The sequence below is a fragment of the Chryseobacterium sp. HNCC26DJ241 genome, assembly GCF_057180505.1.
The window spans coordinates 30858-48987 of sequence record NZ_JBXUGL010000005.1; the positions used below are offsets into that span (position 1 = coordinate 30858).

An 18130-nucleotide genomic window follows, 5' to 3' on the forward strand; every position below is an offset into this window, starting at 1 on the left:
ACAATATCTAAATTTTTTTGATTGAAAACGATAGTTTTTATTGCTATAGCACTAGTGATAATTGCATTTTTGGTAATTTTCTTCTTAAAGCAAAATCAGAAAAAACTTACTGAAAATGCAAAAAGCGATGCCATTCCTTCCAAGGAAGAAGAAAAAACTGCAGCAATATCCAAAGTTTTTACTGAAAAGAAACCCAACAAAAACGATAAAATCATTATTGTAGAAGGAGCGAATTATCTGAATATCAAAAAAGCTGTACAACAATTTTGTGATCTTTATCGTAAAGAAAATCCTAATCTTTCAATTATTTTTTCTGTATTTTCGGAAGATATAGTGGTATTAACATTTCCTGAAGATATTCATTTTTCTACATTTTCTTTTCTTGTGAATTATCTGTATTATCCTAATGATGTTTTTTATAGTGCAGATATTAAAGGTTGGACAACCGTAAAATCAGATAATCTCACTGAACCAGAATTGGCGAATCAATCGGTAATGCTTTTTATTCCGTTTGATGATGAAGAATATGACAATGTCTATATCACAACACAAGATAATAAAGGCTACAAGCTAAATTTTTCCCATAAAAATTTTGAAAAACTAAATACAACAAGGCAAAAATTTGTCGAGAATAAATTTACTATTGAAGAAACGGAGTATAAGCCAAGTGAAGAAATCCAATGAAACTATTGAATCAATAGAAATAGAAAGAGAACACTGGAAATATATTGTATATGAATCTTATAATAAGGATTTGTATATTGATGTTGTATATAATCCTGTTAGTTTTGTTGATGCATGTATGCTGATTAAACTTAATGAAAGTGAAAAAGATAATTATGTCAAAGACAATAAGTTCATAAAAGAATTGGCTGAAAAAATATCATATAATTTTAGAGATTATCTGCCTCTCTCATTAAACCAAAATAATTTCAATTTTATACATAAAAAAAACTCCTGAAATTTGATTTTCAGGAGTTTATATTTTCTAAGGATAAGGAGCAATTTCCACCTCGAGACCATCCAGTTCCTCCGTAATATGAAGCTGACAACCCAATCTGCTATTGTCTTTTACATGAAAAGCTTCTCCTAACATTGCATCTTCATCATCTTGCATTTCCAGAAGTTTTTCAGCACCTTCCAAAACATAAACCTGACACGAAGCGCACATTGCCATTCCTCCGCAAACTCCAATTGTTCCTTCTTCTGCAAGTTCATAAGAACGAATTACTTCCATCAAATTCATGGACATATCTGTTGGTGCAATTACTTCGTGAGTAATACCTTCTCTATCCTTTATTTTTATAGTAATATCGTTCATTTTTTATAAAAATTTTATTTTTTTTAGTCAATCTTTTTTACTACCGCTTTTTCAGCTTCTTTTCGGCTTCCGTCAAAACCATCAACACCACTTACTGTAGTATATTTAAGAACATATTTTTTACCGGGATTTAATCTTTGGTAAACACTTTGACACATCAAAGTTGCTTCATGAAAACCGCAAAGAATCAACTTTAATTTTCCGGGATAGGTATTGATATCTCCAATTGCATAAACTCCTTCAATATTGGTTTGATAATCCAGAGCATTGTTTACTTTAATGGCATTTTTTTCAATTTCCAGTCCCCAATTTGCCAATTCTCCCAATTTTGGAGTAAGTCCGAAAAGCGGAATGAAGAAATCTGTCTCGATATCGAATTGTTCCCCGTCTTTTTCTATAGTTATAGCTTCAATTTTTCCGTTTCCTTTTAAGGCTGTTACTTCCGCTGGTGTGATAAGATTTATTTTTCCTTGATTTTTCAGTTCCTGTACTTTTTCTACAGAATCCAAAGCTCCACGGAATTCATTTCTTCTATGAATCAAGGTTACTTCACTTGCAATATCAGAAAGAAAAATACTCCAGTCCAAAGCAGAATCTCCGCCACCACCAATTACAATTTTTTTGTTTCGGAAATGTTCTGGTTCTTTTACAAAATATTCAACACCTTTTTCTTCAAAATCGGAAACATTGGAAATTTCTGGTTTTCTTGGCTCAAAAGTCCCGAGTCCGCCTGCAATTGCTACTGCTTTTGCTCTATGGATGGTTCCTTTATTTGTTACTACTTCAAACCATTCATCATCAATTTTGGTAAGCGAAATAGCGGTTTCTGCTAATGTAAAACCCGGCTGAAACTGTTTTATTTGTTCCATTAGATTGTCCACCAGTTCACCTGCATTTATACTCGGATATCCCGGAATATCGAAAATAGGTTTTTTAGGATAAAGTTCTGCCAATTGACCACCCGGTTGTGGAAGAGCATCAATAATATGGCATTTCATTTTTAGTAACCCTGCTTCAAAAACAGCAAAAAGTCCGGTAGGTCCGGCTCCGATTATAAGTAAATCTGTTGTAATCATTTTTTAATAGAATTGAGAATCAGATGTATAATTCCGAATGCAAAAGTAAGAAAATTAAAAAAAACTTATGTGAGATATATCACATAAACTGCTAAATTTGCAGTTTAAAATACAAAAAATATTTTGGCAAAATTTTTGTAAAAATGTAAGAATGAAAAATTTTATTTCTTTTATAGCATTACTGTGCTTTGGTTTAAGTTGGTCTCAAAAGCTGGACAATATTCAGTCCGGTGAAACTTTAAATTATAGAATTCATTACGGATTCTTAAATGCAGGAACTGCAACTTTAACGACTTTAAAAACCAATTATCAAGGACAACCTCACTTTTATGTAAAAGGTGTAGGAAAAACTACAGGTGCAGTACGTGCATTTTTTAAAGTAGATGATGTCTATGAAAGTTTTATTAATTATGACAATGGTTTGCCAAGTTTTTATGTAAGAAATGTACGGGAAGGAAGCTATCGACAACATTATGAAACAGTATTTAATCACTCCGATCAAACTTTGATACTGACTGATAAGAAAGATGTTAAAAATGGTTCTAAAGTGTTGAAATCTGTAAAAGGAGTTCAGGATATGCTTTCTGCATTTTACTATTTAAGAAGTTTCGATATCGGAAAACTAAAAGTAGGAGACATAATGAATCTGAATGTTTGGATAGATGATGAAATGTTTCCTTTTCGATTAAAAGTTACAGGAACTGAAGATGTAAAAACAAAATTTGGAAAAGTAAGCTGCCTCAGAATAATTCCTTCCGTAATAAGCGGACGTGTTTTTAAGGATCAGGAAGGTGTAACACTTTGGGTAACAAATGATGGGAATCATATTCCGGTTTCCATAAAAGCTGAACTTGCGGTTGGTTCTCTGAAAGCAGATTTAGATAGTTACAAAAATGTGAAAAATCCTATTGCTTTTAAATAATAGATTTAAAATAATGAATTGAAAAACAGGTAGTTGCCTGTTTTTTTCTTTTTAGATGTAACAAAAAGAAGTATTGAGATGTCTTATCACTAAACATTTAGTGAACATGAAACTCAGACTCACATTTTTTGCAATCCTTTTCTCAGGAATCATAATATTTGCTCAAAATAAAGAACAGGATAGCATTCCAAGAAAAAGACTTCAAGCTCTAAAAATTAATCAATCCATAAAAATTGACGGAATTTTTGATGAGGAAATATGGAATCAGGCTTCCAATGCTGCCGATTTTATAGAATTCCAACCTGAAAACGGAAAACAGGAACTATCCGAACAAAAATCCGTAGTGAAGGTTTTATATGATAATACTGCTGTGTACATCAGTGCACAACTTTTTGATAACGAGCCGGATAAAATTGCGAAACAGCTTACAGAAAGAGATGATCTGAATAATGATGATTTTTTTGGTGTTTTTATTAATGGATATAATGACAAACAGCAGAGTTACGAATTTATTGTAAGTGCAGCAGGAGTTCAGTTTGATGCAAAAGCAACCAGTGATGGTGAAGATACAACATGGAACGGAGTCTGGTACAGTGCTGTGAAAATTACAGATAAAGGTTGGAATGTGGAAATGAAAATTCCGTATTTCGAGCTTAGATTTCCAAAAAGTAATGTACAGGAATGGGGTGTGAATTTCTTTAGAAATATTCAAAGGCAAAGAAAAAAACTATCTTGGAACCGAATCAACAATAATAGAGGAAGTTTTACTTTTTATGATGGGATTCTCAATGGTATTGAAGATGTAAAAACGCCAACAAGACTTTCTTTTACGCCATATTTTTCCACCTATGTCAATAATTTTGACGGTAAAACTACAACAAATGTAAATGGAGGAATGGATTTGAAATACGGAATCAATGATGCTTTTACCTTTGATATGACGTTGATTCCGGATTTTGGGCAGGCAAATTTTGATAATTCAATTTTGAATTTAACACCTTTTGAACAACAATTTGCTGAACAGCGCTCATTTTTTATGGAAGGTACTGAACTTTTCAGTAAAGGAGATATGTTTTATTCCAGAAGAGTAGGAGGCGAACCTTCATTATATCCTTATGTAGGAGACGATGAAGTGGTAACCGAATATCCATCAAAAGTGAAACTTTTCAATGCATTTAAAATTTCAGGAAGAACAAAAAAAGGTTTAGGAATTGGAATTTTCAATGGAGTTACGGAAAAAATGGAAGCAACGATTCAGGATACCAAAACCGGAAATATAAGAAAAGAAGTAGTGGAACCATGGACTAACTTTAATGTTTTCGTTTTGGATCAGAGATTTAATGGAACTTCATCCGTTACCTTAGTAAATACCAATACGGTGAGATCAGGAAATTTTCGAGATGCCAATGCAACCGGATTATTATGGAATATAACCAATAAAGATAATACTTATACCTATTATGGAAATATAAAAGGAAGTTGGGTAATGAATGGAGATACAAGATTCGGAAGCAGAGGAACAGCCGGTTTTGGAAAATATTCGGGTAAAAATAGATTTGATATTAATGCGAATTTTGTAAATAAAGATTGGGATATCAATGATTTAGGATTTTCTACAGCCACTAATTATGCCAATTACAATACTTGGTACGGATATCGTATTTTGCAGCCGACGGAAAAATTCAATAATATTTATCTGAATTTTAATTTGAATTATGACCATCGTTTGGAACCTTTCCTTTTTACCAACTTAAGGTTTAATCATAATAATCAGTTTACAACGAAAAAATTCCAGAGTTTCGGAGGCGGAATTGAATTCACTCCTTTAGGAGAAAATGATATTTATGAACCGAGAGTTTTTGGAAAACACCTTAAAGTACCCGGATATTTTGATAGTTGGCTTTGGTTTGAAAGTGATAATCGTAAAAAAATTCAGTATCGTATAACAGTTGATTATTATGCCTATGATGAAGTTGGTAGAAACAGAGTGATTCCTGCTATGTTTCTTCGTTATCGTGCTTCGGATAAGTTGAATTTGATGTGGAATTTTGACCCTGTTTTCAGCAACAACGAAATAGGATTTATTAATTATAATCCAACAGATACTGAAAATATCTACATGAGCCGGAGACAAAGAAATACGTATGAAAATTCAATAACAGGGCAGTATACTTTTAATAACAAAATGGTATTGTCTTTAGCATTCCGTCACTATTTTTCAGATGTTACCAACAAGCAAGTTTATACATTGAACCAAGACGGAAGTGTATCAAGTTTCGATACTAATATTGAAAATATAAGCAAATTCAATAGAACTTACAATTCCTGGAATGTAGACTTACGTTATTCTTGGTGGTTTGCTCCGGGAAGCCAATTGACATTGCTTTACAGAAATGCCGCTCAAAATTATTTGGAAGTATCAAGAATGAAATTTAAAGACAATTTTAATGCTCTTTTTGATGAACCAATGATTAATAATTTCTCTTTGAGAGTCACCTACTTTTTAGATTATAACCGAATGAAAAACTGGACAAGAAAAAAATCATAGAAAGTCCGAACAAATCTTTTATAGCCCTATAAATACAAAAAACAAACCTCCGATTTCGGAGGTTTGTTTTTCTTGTTAGAAGCAATAAATTTTGCTTCATCATTTATGTTCGTTTTAATAGATATTTTTTGTTAAAAATTCTGGTGCAAAGATACTCCATCAATGTACATTATATTGACAAAACGTTTAGAAGTATATCGATATGGTTGTAGATATTTTTCTACAAGCCTAAACTTTTCTAACGATTATTTTTAATTGTTTCTATAAGTTCTACAATGTTTTCAATTTTCAATTTTTCAAAAATTCTTTTTTTAATAGTACTTACAGTATTTTGTTTAATGTCCAGCTTATTTGCAATCTCAAGATTACCAAAGCCTTCTGCATACATTTCTGCAATTTGGAGTTCTCTTTCCGTTAAAGACGATAATGGATTTATCAGATTCCGATTATGCATGGAGTGTAGCAATAATGCCTGTGTTGTAGGTGAGATATATTCTCCATGATTAAGCATTTTCAGAATGGCTTGTTTTATTTCTTCTTCATCATTCAGTTTGCTTAAAAATCCGTTTGCACCGGCATTAATAAATTTTAGAGAGTGTTTATCTTCTTCAATTCCGGTAAAGATTAGAACTTTAATTTCCGGTCTTATATTTTTAATTTCGGGTAAAATGGTCAGGCTGTTTCCATCAGGAAAATGAGCATCTATGATAGCAATATTTATGGGATGCTTTTTTAAAAATTCCAAAATTTGCTGCAAATTGGATGCATGATAAACATCACAATCCAGCTCAATATCTTCCAATATAAAAACGATACCTTGTCTTATAAGGCTATGGTCGTCCGCAAGCAGTATCGAAATATGACCTAAATGGTTCATGCTTTATTAATATTTAAATTGATACGGAATGTTACGGAAGTACCTTTATTTATTTCACTGGAAACAGAGATTTCCCCGGAATAAAGTTCTATGATTTCTTTGCATAAGCTCAATCCCAAACCAGCACCGAGATTTTCCACATCTTCCGATAATACTCCCTGATAATATGGTTCAAATATTTTTTCTAAATCGGATTTGGAAATTCCTACACCAGTATCATTTATTTCTGTAATTAAAGAAATTGTATTTTCATTTATAGATTTCGTTTTTGTGGTCACACTGACTTGTCCATTTTCGGTGAATTTATTAGCATTTCCAAGAATATTCATAAAAATTTGATTGATCTTAGTATTATCGGAATAAACAACAATATCGGGATCTATATTTTCATTAATGACAAATTTGTTATTTCTCGTTTCTATATAAGGTTCAATTGAATTTAATATTGATCTTATTTCATTTTTAAGATTGAAAACAACAGGAATTAGTTTGTTTTCGACTTGTTGGTTTTTAGTGTATTCCAGAATTTGATTCGCTTGTATCAATAAAGTACTATTGGTAAAACGAATTGATTTTAGATATTCCTTTATACTTTCGTCTTGTGTTTTTTTACTGATTCTGCTGATGAAGATGTCGATAATTTTTAAAGGCGATCTGAATTCGTGACTTACCATTCCTAAGATCCTGTTTTTAAAATTGAGATTTTCATTTATTTGTTCATTGGCGATGCTCAGTTTTCGCTCATAAAGAAAGGCAATTCTGGTAAGAATCATAATTAAAATAGATACAATAAACATCAGGATTATCGATCCAAAAATCAGATAATTTCTCATCCTGCTGTTTTTAGAATTTTGCTTTTTGTATTCTTTTTCCAGATCTGATTTAGAATCTTTAATGGCCAATTCATAGATATTCATCAGATCGTTGCTGTAAGTCAAAAGATTATTAAAAATTTTGTAAAGCCTGTTATTGTCGTTATGTTTTTTGGTGATATTTACTTCTATTTTTTTTACTTCACCGGAGTAGTGTTTATTAGCAGCATTTAGGATGCTTTCCATTTCTGTTTTTATTGTAGAAGTATTTGGTTCTTTCCCTTGTTTCATGGTGATTACGGTGCTGTCTTTTCGAACACTTTCTTTTCCGGAGATAGCATCTCCCAATCGCCCGAATAGTCCTTTTTTCTTTACAGAATCAGAATAGGTTTTCTTTTCTATATTAAATTTGTCAAAATTATAGTCTAAATTGAATTTTTGTAATTTCGGAAAATCGTTGTTGGTATTGAAGTTTGGTCTGGCAGAAAAATGATGAGTAGAATCAATTAGCACTTTTAATTTTTTTACTTCTAAAGAGTCTTTCTTCTGCGGTGTTAAAATATTTTTTAGTTTCGGATATTTGTATTGATAATGACTTATATTTTCTAAATTTCCCCCAAGTTTGTTTAAAGATTTGAAGTAGGATTCTAAATAGGTATTGTCTTCAGTAATGATATATTTCTGAAAATAAGTTTGTGCGTTTAAAAGTTCCTTCCTGGAATTGTCTGTTAAGTTTTCTAATGAGTGTAGTTCTTTCAATTTTTTTTCAATGAAAGCTAAATTTTTGTTATTAATAAACTCATTATAAAAATAGCCTGCAATTATCAATTGTATCAGTAAAATACATACAATCAAAGAATAATGAACAATTTTTCTTAACCTAAAATTTAACAATTTCAACATCTTTCTCTGTAATTGTATAAAAGTAATAAAAAATCCTGTAAAGTCATTTTTTACAGGATTAGAATTTATATAAAAATTTTAAATATAATAAATTTATAATTTTTTAAACTGTTTTAGCATTCTTATATCATTTTCAAAAAACATACGGATATCGCTCATCTGATAAAGCAACATGACAATTCTTTCAATTCCCATTCCGAATGCGTATCCGGAATATTTATCAGGATCAATATTTACATTTTTCAAAACCGCAGGATCTACCATTCCGCAACCCATGATTTCCAGCCAGCCGGTTCCTTTTGTTATTCTATAATCGGTTTCAGAATTCAGTCCCCAATAGACATCCACTTCTGCACTTGGTTCTGTGAAAGGAAAATAAGAAGGACGCATTCTGATTTTGGATTTTCCGAAAAGTTCGGTAGTAAAAAATTGAATGGTTTGTTTCAGATCTGCAAAACTTACATTCTCATCAATATACAAACCTTCGATTTGATGGAAAATGCAGTGTGATCTTGAAGATACAGCTTCATTCCTGAATACTCTTCCCGGTGAAAGAATTCTGATAGGAGGCTGATTTTGCTCCATATAACGAATCTGAACAGAAGAAGTATGAGTTCTCAGTAAAATATCCGGATTTTGCTCAATAAAAAAAGTATCTTGCATATCTCTTGCAGGATGATATTCCGGTAAATTCAGGGCGGTGAAATTATGCCAGTCGTCTTCAATTTCTGGTCCGTCTGCAACAGCAAAACCTATGGATTTGAAAATTTCGATGATTTTGTTTTTCACCAGATTTATCGGATGTCTGGAACCCAACTCCAAAGGAAAAGCCGGTTTTGTAAGATCTTCTTTCTCAATGATGATATTGGAAGAAGAGGCTTCTTTCAGCTCGTCCAGTTTTGTAGCAACAGCCTGTTTTAGAGAATTGATTTTTTGCCCGAATTCTTTCTTCTGCTCATTTGGAACTTCCTTGAATTTTTCAAAAAAATCATTCAGAATTCCTTTTTTTCCGCTGTATTTTATACGGAATTGTTCAATCTCTTCTTTTTGGGAAGAATTGAAACCATTTACTTCTACTAATAATTCGTCAATTTTTTCTAACATTGTCTTCAATCTGAGAATGTGCAAAATTACAAAAATTTGGGTGATCTTCTGTGAGAAATATTAGTAAAAATAAATCTGTATTCCTGGCAGACTATTTATCTTTGTTTTTTGTGAAATATTTTATTAAAAAATAAATGGTTATTACAATTATTCCTAAAACAATAACTTTCGCCATTATTTGTCCCTTAAAATATCCAACATCGTAAGCATTCATTTTTATTTCTTTTCCGTAGCTTTTATAAAAACCTGAAGCGTTACTTCATTTTTCAGAATTCCATTCTGAACAGGCATTGCGAATTTTACCCCGAAATCTTCACGATTAATATCGGTAGGTTCTGTAGCAATACTTACATTATTATCTTTTACAGAAACATTCGCATTGAATTGTACAGGTTTGGTAATTCCTTTAATTGTAAGATTTCCGTCTAAAATTGTATTGTAATCGCCTCCGTTTGTAGCATCTGATACTTTTGTGATTTCGTAGGAAGCGGTTGGGAATTTTTCTGTTTCAAAAAAATCACCACTTTTCAGGTGTCCTTCCAGTTTTCCTTTTTGTTCTGCATTGTCTTTCAAATCTATATTTTCAAGAGAATTGATATCAGCTACAAATTTTCCGCTTTCCAGTTTTCCGTCTTTTAAAGTGAGATCACCGCTTTCAAATTTTATAATTCCAAGATGACTGGTATTGTCGGATTTTACCACTTTGTATCCTTTCCATTCAATTTTGCTGTTTGATGTGTCTAAGGTGTAAACAGTACCATTTTTTGTGGTATTGATTTCATTAGACTTGCTTTCAAGAGGCTTATCCTTTCCGCACGAAGTCAGTATCAAAATAGAAAAAAGTGCCGGAAAAATAGAGTTTTTCATTGTGATGAATATGTGTTTTTGATTTGGTGTCAAAATTATGAAAATTACTTCAATAAAAAACAAATCCTTATTTTTGCCGCATGCTTTTGGATATTAACGGATTATTTTTTTCGCATCGGCCGGAAAAACCACTTTTTAAAAATCTGAATCTGAAAATCGGCGAAGGTAAAATTATCGCTCTTGCCGGAGAAAGCGGCTGTGGAAAATCTACGCTTCTGAATCTGATCTACGGACTTTTAGATTGGGAAAATGGTGAAATTCTTTTTCAGGGAAAAAAACTTTTAGGGCCAAAAGGAAATCTTGTTCCCGGTGAAGAAGAAATGAAATTTGTAGCACAAAATTACGATCTGATGCCGTATTCTACAGTTTACGATAATGTGGGAAAATTTATTTCCAATATCAATCTGCAAGAAAAAAAAGATAAAGTGAATGAGCTTCTGGATGTAGTGGGAATGAAAGAATATGCGGATGTTTTGCCCAAAAATCTGAGTGGTGGACAACAGCAAAGAGTGGCAATTGCACGTGCTCTTTCCGTAACTCCGAAACTTTTGCTTTTGGATGAACCATTTAGTAATTTGGACTTTTCCAGAAAAATTGAACTTCGGGAAAAACTGTTCAATTATGTGAAAAAAGAAAATCTTTCATTGATTATTTCAACCCATGAATTGTTGGAAGTGATGCCTTGGTTGGATCAGATTATTATTCTGCAAGACGGAAGGCTTATCCAGAATGATTCTCCTGAAGAAACATATAAAAATCCTTATAATGAATACGTTGCAAAACTTTTTGGGGAAGTGAATGTGTTTTCGGATGAGGAAAAAATACACTTTGAGATTGATAAAAATTTTTACTATCCTTCAGAAATCACTATTTCTGAAAATGGAGAAGATGCAAAAGTTTTGGAAAGTCGTTTTTCAGGTAGCTATTATTGGAATAAGTTAGATTTCAAAGGGAAAAAAATAATCATGTATTCTCAACAAAAACTTACGGATTCTGTAAAAATTGTGTTCGTAAGATAAAGATAAAATTGTTGAATTATCGTATGATTTTTTCTGTTTTTGTTAGTTTGTTGATAAAAATTGAGTGAAAAAGTATAAGAGATTGAAAATTTTATTATACTTTTGTTTACCCTATTACAAAACAAGGAAATTTTTGGTTAATTCTCTTTCTGTCTTTATGAGGCCAAAATTAGCAATCCATTTGCAATTAGGCTTTTTGAAAGATTACCCTGCCAAATTTTTCCTTTTTTCGTTTTTTAAAAATTTAGGCTTTCTTCACAAACTCAGATTTTAGAGCCATTGCTCCAAAACCATCAATTTTGCAATCAATATTGTGATCGCTGTCAAAATTTAGGCGGATATTTTTTACTTTCGTTCCGGCTTTTACAGGTTTTGGTGCACCTTTTACAGGTAAATCTTTAATGACAACTACAGAATCTCCGTTTTGAAGTTCATTCCCATTAGAATCGAAAATTTTGTTTTCATTTTCAGCTTCCGAAGGATTCCACTCATGGAAACATTGGGAACATACCATCATATTATCTTGTTCATAGGTAAATTCAGAATCGCATTTTGGACAATGTAAAGTATCGTTCATCTCTTTATTTTTTTGCAAAAATATAATTTTAGAATATAAAATAAGGTGAAAGAATTAAAAACTGTAATTTTGCATCGCCAAAACTAAAGGCATTAAAAAAATGGAACTCATTCACCGAAATCTTTTGATAGGAATACACGACGCACTTCAGGAAACTTTTTTTGAAAAAAATAAATATGCAGATAAAGTCATAGAAAGACTTCTGAAAGCTCATAAAAAATGGGGAAGCCAAGACAGAGCCGTAGTTTCGGAGATTTTTTACAATATCATCCGTTGGAAAAAGCGACTGGAATATTACATGGGAGAAGGTGTAAAACCTGGAAATATTTACAAACTGATTCTTGCATATTTGCTTTGGAGTAAAACGCATTACAAAAAATTTGAGGAATTTGACGGGATCAAGATTGGAGATATTCTCAAAAAATTGGAGAAAAATACTGTTCCTACAAAAGCAATTGAATATTCTGTTCCAGAATGGTTGGCTGAAACTTTAGAAAAAGAACTCGGAAAAAATTGGGAGAAAGAAATGAAGGCTTTGAATGAGCAGGCTCCGACAGTTCTTCGTGCAAATACGCTGAAAACGTCTGTTAAAGAGCTTATTTCGGATTTGAAAGATGAAAATGTGGAGTCTTTTCCGATCAGAAATTATCCTGATGCGGTTCAGTTGGAAGAAAAGAAAAATGTTTTTCTAACTTCTGCTTTCAAGGATGGTTTGTTTGAAGTTCAAGATGCAAGTTCTCAGAAAATTGGCGAATTCCTGGACGTAAAAGAAGGAATGCGTGTTGTGGATGCTTGTGCAGGAGCGGGTGGAAAAACACTTCATCTTGCTGCTTTGATGAAAAATAAAGGTCAGATTATCGCGTTAGATATTTTTGAATGGAAACTGGCAGAACTGAAACGACGTGCAAAAAGAGCAGGAGCTCATAATATTGAAACTCGTCTGATTTCCGATAATAAAGTCATAAAACGTCTACACGAAAAAGCAGACCGTTTGTTAATTGATGCACCATGTTCCGGACTTGGAGTTTTGAAAAGAAATCCTGATAGTAAATGGAAGATAGATGCAGAGTTTATTGAAAGAATTAAAAAAGAGCAGCAGCAGATTTTGCAAGATTATTCTAAAATTATAAAAAAAGGTGGAAAAATGATCTATGCAACGTGTTCTATTTTGCCTTCGGAAAATAATTTGCAAGTGGAAGATTTTTTGAAAAACAATCCTGATTTTAAACTTGTTAAAGACGAAAAAATAATGCCAAGTGAAGGTTACGATGGTTTTTATATGGCACTTATTGAAAGGCAAAAATAAAAAACCTTCTTGCACTATGAAGCAACAAGAAGGCTTAAAAAACACAAATGATGAAAATGTATTGCAAAGTAGCTGCAAAAAAAATTAGGAAATATTATCATATATCAATAAATACTTATTATTTTTTTTGTATAAGAGCTTCTACAGGCTGAAAAGTGCTATGCTATGAATATTTTTTATCTGTTTCAAATCTCTTAAAACTAATTTTTTTCGTAAAAATTCATATTTTTTCTCTCTTTGATTTAAAAATTACCGATTTATGGTTTTTATTTGTGTAAAAATTAACTGTTTGATATTTTTGTTTTCATTTTTTAAACACTAATTTCTACTTTTGTAAAATAAAATTAATTGTAAAATAAAATTAATCATTTTTTAAAATAAAAAATAATGTGCGGAATTGTATGCTTGTTTGATGCAAAACAAAAAACTGAGATTTTACGACCTCAGGTTTTAGAAATGTCTAAAAAAATTCGTCATCGTGGTCCGGATTGGAGCGGTGTTTTCCAAAGTGAAGATGTTATATTTTCTCATGAAAGATTAGCAATCGTAGATCCTACTTCCGGAAAACAGCCACTTTTTACAAAAGATGGAAAAGTAGTTCTTGCAGTGAATGGCGAAATCTATAATCACCAAGAATTGCGTAAAGAATTTCCAGATTACGAATTTCTTACTCAATCAGATTGCGAAGTGATCTTGGCTTTGTACAGAAAATACGGAAGCAATTTTATTGAAAAACTGAATGGGATTTTCGCATTTTCTCTTTATGATACAGAAAATAATGTTTATCTCATTGCTCGTGATCACATGGGAATTTGCCCACTTTATCAAGGTTGGGATAAAAACGGGAATTATTATATAGCTTCAGAATTAAAATCTTTGGAAGGAGTTTGTAATGTAATTGAAACATTTTTGCCGGGACATTTTTTATGCAGCAAAGACGGTCACGAACTTCAGCAATGGTATAAAAGAGACTGGGAAAACTACGATAGTGTAAAAGATAATGTAACCGATATTTCAGCAATAAGAAAAGGTTTGGAAGATGCTGTTCACAGACAATTGATGAGTGATGTTCCTTATGGAGTTTTACTTTCCGGAGGTTTGGATTCTTCTATTATTGCGGCAGTTACAGCAAAATATGCAAGACAAAGAATAGAAAGTGGTGATACTCAGGAAGCCTGGTATCCAAGATTGCACAGTTTTGCGGTAGGTTTGGAAGGTTCACCGGATTTGGCAGCAGCACAAAAAGCAGCAGATCATATTGGTTCTGTTCACCACGAAATTCATTTTACGGTTCAGGAAGGTTTGGATGCAGTTCGTGATGTTATTTATCATTTGGAAACGTATGATGTAACCACAGTTCGTGCTTCTACTCCGATGTATCTTTTAGCAAGAGTAATCAAATCTATGGGAATAAAAATGGTGCTTTCAGGAGAAGGCTCTGATGAATTATTCGGAGGATATTTGTATTTCCATAAAGCTCCGAATGCAAAAGAATTCCATGATGAAACGGTACGAAAATTAGGAAAACTTCACCTTTACGATTGTTTAAGAGCCAATAAAGCATTAATGAGTTGGGGAATTGAAGGAAGAGTTCCGTTTTTGGATAAAGAATTTATGGATGTTGCAATGACAGTGAATCCGAAAGATAAAATGGTGAACAAAGCTGAAGGAAAAATGGAAAAATGGGTGTTGAGAAAAGCGTTTGAAGACTTGTTGCCGGAAAGTATCGCTTGGAGACAAAAAGAACAATTTTCGGACGGAGTTGGATATTCTTGGATTGATACCTTGAAAGAAGTAGCAGAAAAAGAAGTAACGGATGAAATGATGGCAAATGCTAAATTCCGTTTTCCTCTCAATACTCCTCAAAATAAAGAAGAATATCGCTACAGAACTATTTTTGAAGAACATTTCCCAAGTGAAACAGCAGCCGCTACAGTTCCGTCTGTTCCATCAGTTGCTTGTTCTACACCAATTGCTTTAGAATGGGACGAAGCCTTCAAAAAAATGAATGATCCGAGTGGAAGAGCTGTTATCAGTGTTCACGAAGATTCATACTAAATAATTTGATTTTTCATCATTTGTGTTTTTTTTAGCCTGCCAATGTATTTTGGCAGGTTTTGTTTTTGATGTCAATTTTTCTATGAAAAATGAAAATCAAAAACATTTTAAAAATCCTATTTTTGCAAAATAAATTAAAACCAATGTCAAAAGTAAAAATTGGAACTGTTCAGATGTCTTGTGTACAAGACAAGCAAACCAATCTGAATAAAGCCATTGAAAAAATAAAAGAAGCTGCTGCAAAAGGAGCTCAGATCGTATGCTTGCAGGAATTATTCACATCTTTATATTTCTGTGACGTAGAAGATTATGATAATTTTGATCTTGCAGAACCAATTCCGGGTCCTTCTACAAATGCTTTGTCCGAAGTAGCAAAAGAATTAGGTGTTGTAATTATTGCCTCACTTTTTGAAAAAAGAGCAGAAGGTTTGTACCATAATACAACTGCGGTTATTGATGCTGACGGAACCTATTTAGGAAAATATAGAAAAATGCATATTCCGGACGATCCAGCTTTTTATGAAAAATTCTATTTTACACCGGGAGATTTAGGCTACAAAATTTTTAAAACTAAATTCGGAAAAGTAGGCGTTTTGATTTGTTGGGATCAGTGGTATCCGGAAGCTTCCAGAATTACTGCCTTGATGGGAGCCGATATTTTATTTTATCCTACCGCAATTGGTTGGGCAACAGATCAGGATGAAGAAACGAATAAAGACCAATATAATGCTTGGCAAACGATACAAAGAAGCCATGCAGTTGCAAACGGGCTTCCAGTAGTTTCCGTAAATAGAGTAGGTTTTGAACAAGACGGAGCAATGAAATTCTGGGGTGGAAGTTTTGTAACCAATGGACAAGGAAAATTATTATATCTCGCTTCTCACGAAAATGAAGAAGTGGAAGTAACAGAAGTGGATCTTTCCCAAACGGATTATTTCAGAAAACACTGGCCTTTCCTTCGTGACAGAAGAATTGAAACGTATTCTCCAATTACAAAGAGGTTTATTGACGAGGAGTAGTCGGAAAGTCAGAATGTCCGTAAGACCGTAAGAAATATTCTATGAGTTTTAAATTTGAAAAGTTATTGGTTTGGCAGAAAGCAGTAGATTTATCTTCCGAATTTCATTTACTAACTAAAAATTTTCCAAAAGAAGAATTATTTATTCTTACTTCGCAGATAAAAAGAGCAGCAGATTCTATTTCATTGAATATTGCTGAAGGTTCTACCGGACAAACAAATCCCGAATTCAAAAGATTTCTTTCCATTGCATTTCGTTCTGTGATTGAAGTTGTAGGTTGTTTGCACCTTGCTTATCGGAGAAATATTGTTACGGAAGAATTGTTACTGGATTTTTCACAAAAATGTGAAGAAATTGTAGTCATGATAAATGCTTTAAAAAAATCATTAGATAAAAATGAATCAAGAAAATAAATTTTCCGACTTCCGGACTTCCGACTTCGGACTTTCAACACCAAAACAATTAGGCTACCGTTTTCCCGCAGAATGGGAAGAGCACGAAGCAACTTGGTTAAGTTGGCCTCACAAAGAAGAATCTTGGCCGGATAAAATTCAGGAAATTTATCCGTATTATGCTCAGTTTATCAAAATTCTTTCACAAGATGAGTTTGTCAGAATTAATGTGAAAGATGAAAAAATGAGAACATTTGCAATGGATTGCATTATGCAGGCAGGCGCAAATTTAGAAAATATCGAATTTTATTTCAATCCTACCAATGATGCTTGGTGTAGAGATCATGGACCTGCTTTTTTAATAAATCCTGATGCGGAAGAAAAAAAAGTAATTGTAGATTGGGGATTCAATGCTTGGGGCGGAAAATATCCTCCGTTTGATCTGGACGATGTCATTCCTACAAGAATTGGAAAAGAATTTGAAATTCCTGTTTTTCTTCCAGGAATTATTATGGAAGGCGGTTCTGTGGAATTTAACGGAAAAGGAACTATTCTGACTTCAAAATCCTGTTTGCTCAATAAAAACAGAAATCCACATTTGTCTCAGGAAGAAGTGGAGCAATATTTAAAAGATTTTTATTGTGTCGAACAAATTCTTTGGGTAGACGATGGAATTATTGGTGATGATACAGACGGACATGTAGATGATACCATTCGTTTTGTAAATGAGAATACGGTTTTGACGGTCATTGAAGACAATCCGGAAGATGAAAACTATGAAATTCTGCAAAATAATTTTAAACAATTAAAAGAAATGCGACTTTTAGATGGAACTCCGTTAAATATTATTGAACTTCCAATGCCCGATCCTGTAGTTTGGGAAGATCAGCGTTTGCCGGCTTCTTATGCCAATTTTTATATTTCCAATCATCATGTTATAGTTCCGACGTATCGTTGCGAAAAAGATGAAAAAGCACTGGAAATTATTCAAAAATGCTTCCCTGAACGAAAAGTAGTAGGTATAGATTCTACAGAAATTATTTGGGGATTAGGAAGTTTCCATTGTTTAAGCCAGCAAGAACCTTTGGTATAATAGTTAAAGCCTGCAATTTGCAGGTTTTATTTTTTGTATAGAATTTTAAAAATCGGGGCAATTCCCTCACAGCCGCAAAAGCCAACAACTCGGGTCGGGCTATCCACTACTATCTTTTTGTTTTTCCTACACCAATTCCGAACGCGCCTCATGGCGCGTTCCTACAAAAAACAAAAAGGATATCCGTTTCTATCCCTATTGCAAAAATCCAAAATTTAAAAATCCGGAAAAGATCA

General features: G+C 32.7%; 17 protein-coding genes. 10 read left to right on the plus strand and 7 right to left on the minus strand.

The window, feature by feature from the left end:
- The first annotated feature begins 21 nt into the window (after positions 1-21).
- Both AC2A1C_RS04780 and AC2A1C_RS04785 read left to right on the plus strand, forming a co-directional pair.
- Entirely contained in the window at positions 22-684 is a 663-nt protein-coding gene (locus AC2A1C_RS04780; protein ID WP_484023923.1) for a hypothetical protein, read from the plus strand.
- A complete protein-coding gene (locus tag AC2A1C_RS04785; protein WP_484023924.1) occupies positions 668-961 on the plus strand; it encodes a hypothetical protein in 294 nt (97 codons plus the stop codon). The genes AC2A1C_RS04780 and AC2A1C_RS04785 overlap by 17 nt, the downstream gene beginning before the upstream one ends.
- 27 nt (positions 962-988) lie before the next feature.
- On the opposite strand, the gene AC2A1C_RS04790 is transcribed toward AC2A1C_RS04785, so the two are convergent.
- Both AC2A1C_RS04790 and AC2A1C_RS04795 read right to left on the minus strand, forming a co-directional pair.
- A complete protein-coding gene (locus tag AC2A1C_RS04790) occupies positions 989-1321 on the minus strand; it encodes a 2Fe-2S iron-sulfur cluster-binding protein (RefSeq protein WP_484023926.1) in 333 nt (110 codons plus the stop codon).
- 23 nt (positions 1322-1344) lie between these two features.
- Positions 1345-2397, minus strand: a complete 1053-nt coding sequence (locus AC2A1C_RS04795) for an NAD(P)/FAD-dependent oxidoreductase (RefSeq protein WP_484023928.1) — start codon at positions 2395-2397, stop codon at positions 1345-1347.
- Positions 2398-2548: 151 nt separating this feature from the next.
- On the opposite strand from AC2A1C_RS04795, the gene AC2A1C_RS04800 reads away from it, so the two are divergent.
- Both AC2A1C_RS04800 and AC2A1C_RS04805 read left to right on the plus strand, forming a co-directional pair.
- Positions 2549-3319 carry a DUF3108 domain-containing protein gene (locus tag AC2A1C_RS04800; RefSeq protein WP_484023930.1) on the plus strand — a complete coding sequence of 257 codons (771 nt, stop codon included), beginning with the start codon at positions 2549-2551 and terminating at the stop codon, positions 3317-3319.
- Positions 3320-3425: 106 nt separating this feature from the next.
- A complete protein-coding gene (locus tag AC2A1C_RS04805) occupies positions 3426-5867 on the plus strand; it encodes a DUF5916 domain-containing protein (protein WP_484023931.1) in 2442 nt (813 codons plus the stop codon).
- Positions 5868-6105: 238 nt separating this feature from the next.
- On the opposite strand, the gene AC2A1C_RS04810 is transcribed toward AC2A1C_RS04805, so the two are convergent.
- The 4 genes from AC2A1C_RS04810 to AC2A1C_RS04825 all read right to left on the minus strand — a co-directional run bounded on the left by AC2A1C_RS04810 (position 6106) and on the right by AC2A1C_RS04825 (position 10430).
- Complete coding sequence (locus AC2A1C_RS04810) at positions 6106-6744, minus strand: response regulator (RefSeq protein ID WP_484023933.1); 639 nt, start codon at positions 6742-6744, stop codon at positions 6106-6108.
- Entirely contained in the window at positions 6741-8315 is a 1575-nt protein-coding gene (locus tag AC2A1C_RS04815) for a sensor histidine kinase (RefSeq protein WP_484023934.1), read from the minus strand. Before AC2A1C_RS04815 ends, AC2A1C_RS04810 begins: the two co-directional genes overlap by 4 nt.
- 237 nt (positions 8316-8552) lie before the next feature.
- Positions 8553-9563, minus strand: coding sequence for a phenylalanine--tRNA ligase subunit alpha (gene pheS, locus AC2A1C_RS04820; RefSeq protein WP_484023936.1), 1011 nt, complete (start codon positions 9561-9563; stop codon positions 8553-8555).
- A gap of 216 nt (positions 9564-9779) precedes the next feature.
- Positions 9780-10430 (minus strand): YceI family protein, encoded by a 651-nt coding sequence (locus AC2A1C_RS04825; protein ID WP_484023938.1) that lies wholly within the window; start codon positions 10428-10430, stop codon positions 9780-9782.
- An 80-nt stretch (positions 10431-10510) separates the two neighbouring features.
- Here AC2A1C_RS04825 and AC2A1C_RS04830 point away from each other — a divergent pair, with 80 nt between their 5' ends.
- Positions 10511-11449, plus strand: coding sequence for a sulfate/molybdate ABC transporter ATP-binding protein (locus AC2A1C_RS04830; protein ID WP_484023939.1), 939 nt, complete (start codon positions 10511-10513; stop codon positions 11447-11449).
- Positions 11450-11693: 244 nt separating this feature from the next.
- Here AC2A1C_RS04830 and AC2A1C_RS04835 read toward each other — a convergent pair whose 3' ends face one another.
- Complete coding sequence (locus AC2A1C_RS04835) at positions 11694-12026, minus strand: zinc ribbon domain-containing protein YjdM (protein ID WP_484023941.1); 333 nt, start codon at positions 12024-12026, stop codon at positions 11694-11696.
- Between the two features lie 100 nt (positions 12027-12126).
- Here AC2A1C_RS04835 and AC2A1C_RS04840 point away from each other — a divergent pair, with 100 nt between their 5' ends.
- From AC2A1C_RS04840 to AC2A1C_RS04860, 5 genes are all read left to right on the plus strand, one after another.
- Positions 12127-13332, plus strand: coding sequence for an RsmB/NOP family class I SAM-dependent RNA methyltransferase (locus AC2A1C_RS04840; protein ID WP_484023943.1), 1206 nt, complete (start codon positions 12127-12129; stop codon positions 13330-13332).
- Positions 13333-13719: 387 nt separating this feature from the next.
- On the plus strand, positions 13720-15390 hold the full coding sequence (gene asnB / locus AC2A1C_RS04845) for an asparagine synthase B (RefSeq protein ID WP_484023944.1): 1671 nt from the start codon (positions 13720-13722) through the stop codon (positions 15388-15390).
- Positions 15391-15533: 143 nt separating this feature from the next.
- A complete protein-coding gene (locus tag AC2A1C_RS04850) occupies positions 15534-16409 on the plus strand; it encodes a carbon-nitrogen hydrolase (RefSeq protein WP_484023946.1) in 876 nt (291 codons plus the stop codon).
- A gap of 41 nt (positions 16410-16450) precedes the next feature.
- Positions 16451-16822 carry a four helix bundle protein gene (locus AC2A1C_RS04855; RefSeq protein ID WP_484023947.1) on the plus strand — a complete coding sequence of 124 codons (372 nt, stop codon included), beginning with the start codon at positions 16451-16453 and terminating at the stop codon, positions 16820-16822.
- Positions 16806-17894 (plus strand): agmatine deiminase family protein, encoded by a 1089-nt coding sequence (locus tag AC2A1C_RS04860; protein ID WP_484023949.1) that lies wholly within the window; start codon positions 16806-16808, stop codon positions 17892-17894. The genes AC2A1C_RS04855 and AC2A1C_RS04860 overlap by 17 nt, the downstream gene beginning before the upstream one ends.
- The last annotated feature ends 236 nt before the right edge of the window (positions 17895-18130 follow it).

What these genes read in the sequence shown, in the direction of transcription:
- AC2A1C_RS04790 (WP_484023926.1), bottom strand. Translation starts at nt 1,321, where the DNA reads ATGAACGATATTACTATAAAAATAAAGGATAGAGAAGGTATTACTCAC.
- AC2A1C_RS04795 (WP_484023928.1), bottom strand. Translation starts at nt 2,397, where the DNA reads ATGATTACAACAGATTTACTTATAATCGGAGCCGGACCTACCGGACTT.
- AC2A1C_RS04800 (WP_484023930.1), top strand. Translation starts at nt 2,549, where the DNA reads ATGAAAAATTTTATTTCTTTTATAGCATTACTGTGCTTTGGTTTAAGT.
- AC2A1C_RS04805 (WP_484023931.1), top strand. Translation starts at nt 3,426, where the DNA reads ATGAAACTCAGACTCACATTTTTTGCAATCCTTTTCTCAGGAATCATA.
- AC2A1C_RS04810 (WP_484023933.1), bottom strand. Translation starts at nt 6,744, where the DNA reads ATGAACCATTTAGGTCATATTTCGATACTGCTTGCGGACGACCATAGC.
- pheS (WP_484023936.1), bottom strand. Translation starts at nt 9,563, where the DNA reads ATGTTAGAAAAAATTGACGAATTATTAGTAGAAGTAAATGGTTTCAAT.
- AC2A1C_RS04825 (WP_484023938.1), bottom strand. Translation starts at nt 10,430, where the DNA reads ATGAAAAACTCTATTTTTCCGGCACTTTTTTCTATTTTGATACTGACT.
- AC2A1C_RS04830 (WP_484023939.1), top strand. Translation starts at nt 10,511, where the DNA reads ATGCTTTTGGATATTAACGGATTATTTTTTTCGCATCGGCCGGAAAAA.
- AC2A1C_RS04835 (WP_484023941.1), bottom strand. Translation starts at nt 12,026, where the DNA reads ATGAACGATACTTTACATTGTCCAAAATGCGATTCTGAATTTACCTAT.
- AC2A1C_RS04840 (WP_484023943.1), top strand. Translation starts at nt 12,127, where the DNA reads ATGGAACTCATTCACCGAAATCTTTTGATAGGAATACACGACGCACTT.
- asnB (WP_484023944.1), top strand. Translation starts at nt 13,720, where the DNA reads ATGTGCGGAATTGTATGCTTGTTTGATGCAAAACAAAAAACTGAGATT.
- AC2A1C_RS04850 (WP_484023946.1), top strand. Translation starts at nt 15,534, where the DNA reads ATGTCAAAAGTAAAAATTGGAACTGTTCAGATGTCTTGTGTACAAGAC.
- AC2A1C_RS04855 (WP_484023947.1), top strand. Translation starts at nt 16,451, where the DNA reads ATGAGTTTTAAATTTGAAAAGTTATTGGTTTGGCAGAAAGCAGTAGAT.
- AC2A1C_RS04860 (WP_484023949.1), top strand. Translation starts at nt 16,806, where the DNA reads ATGAATCAAGAAAATAAATTTTCCGACTTCCGGACTTCCGACTTCGGA.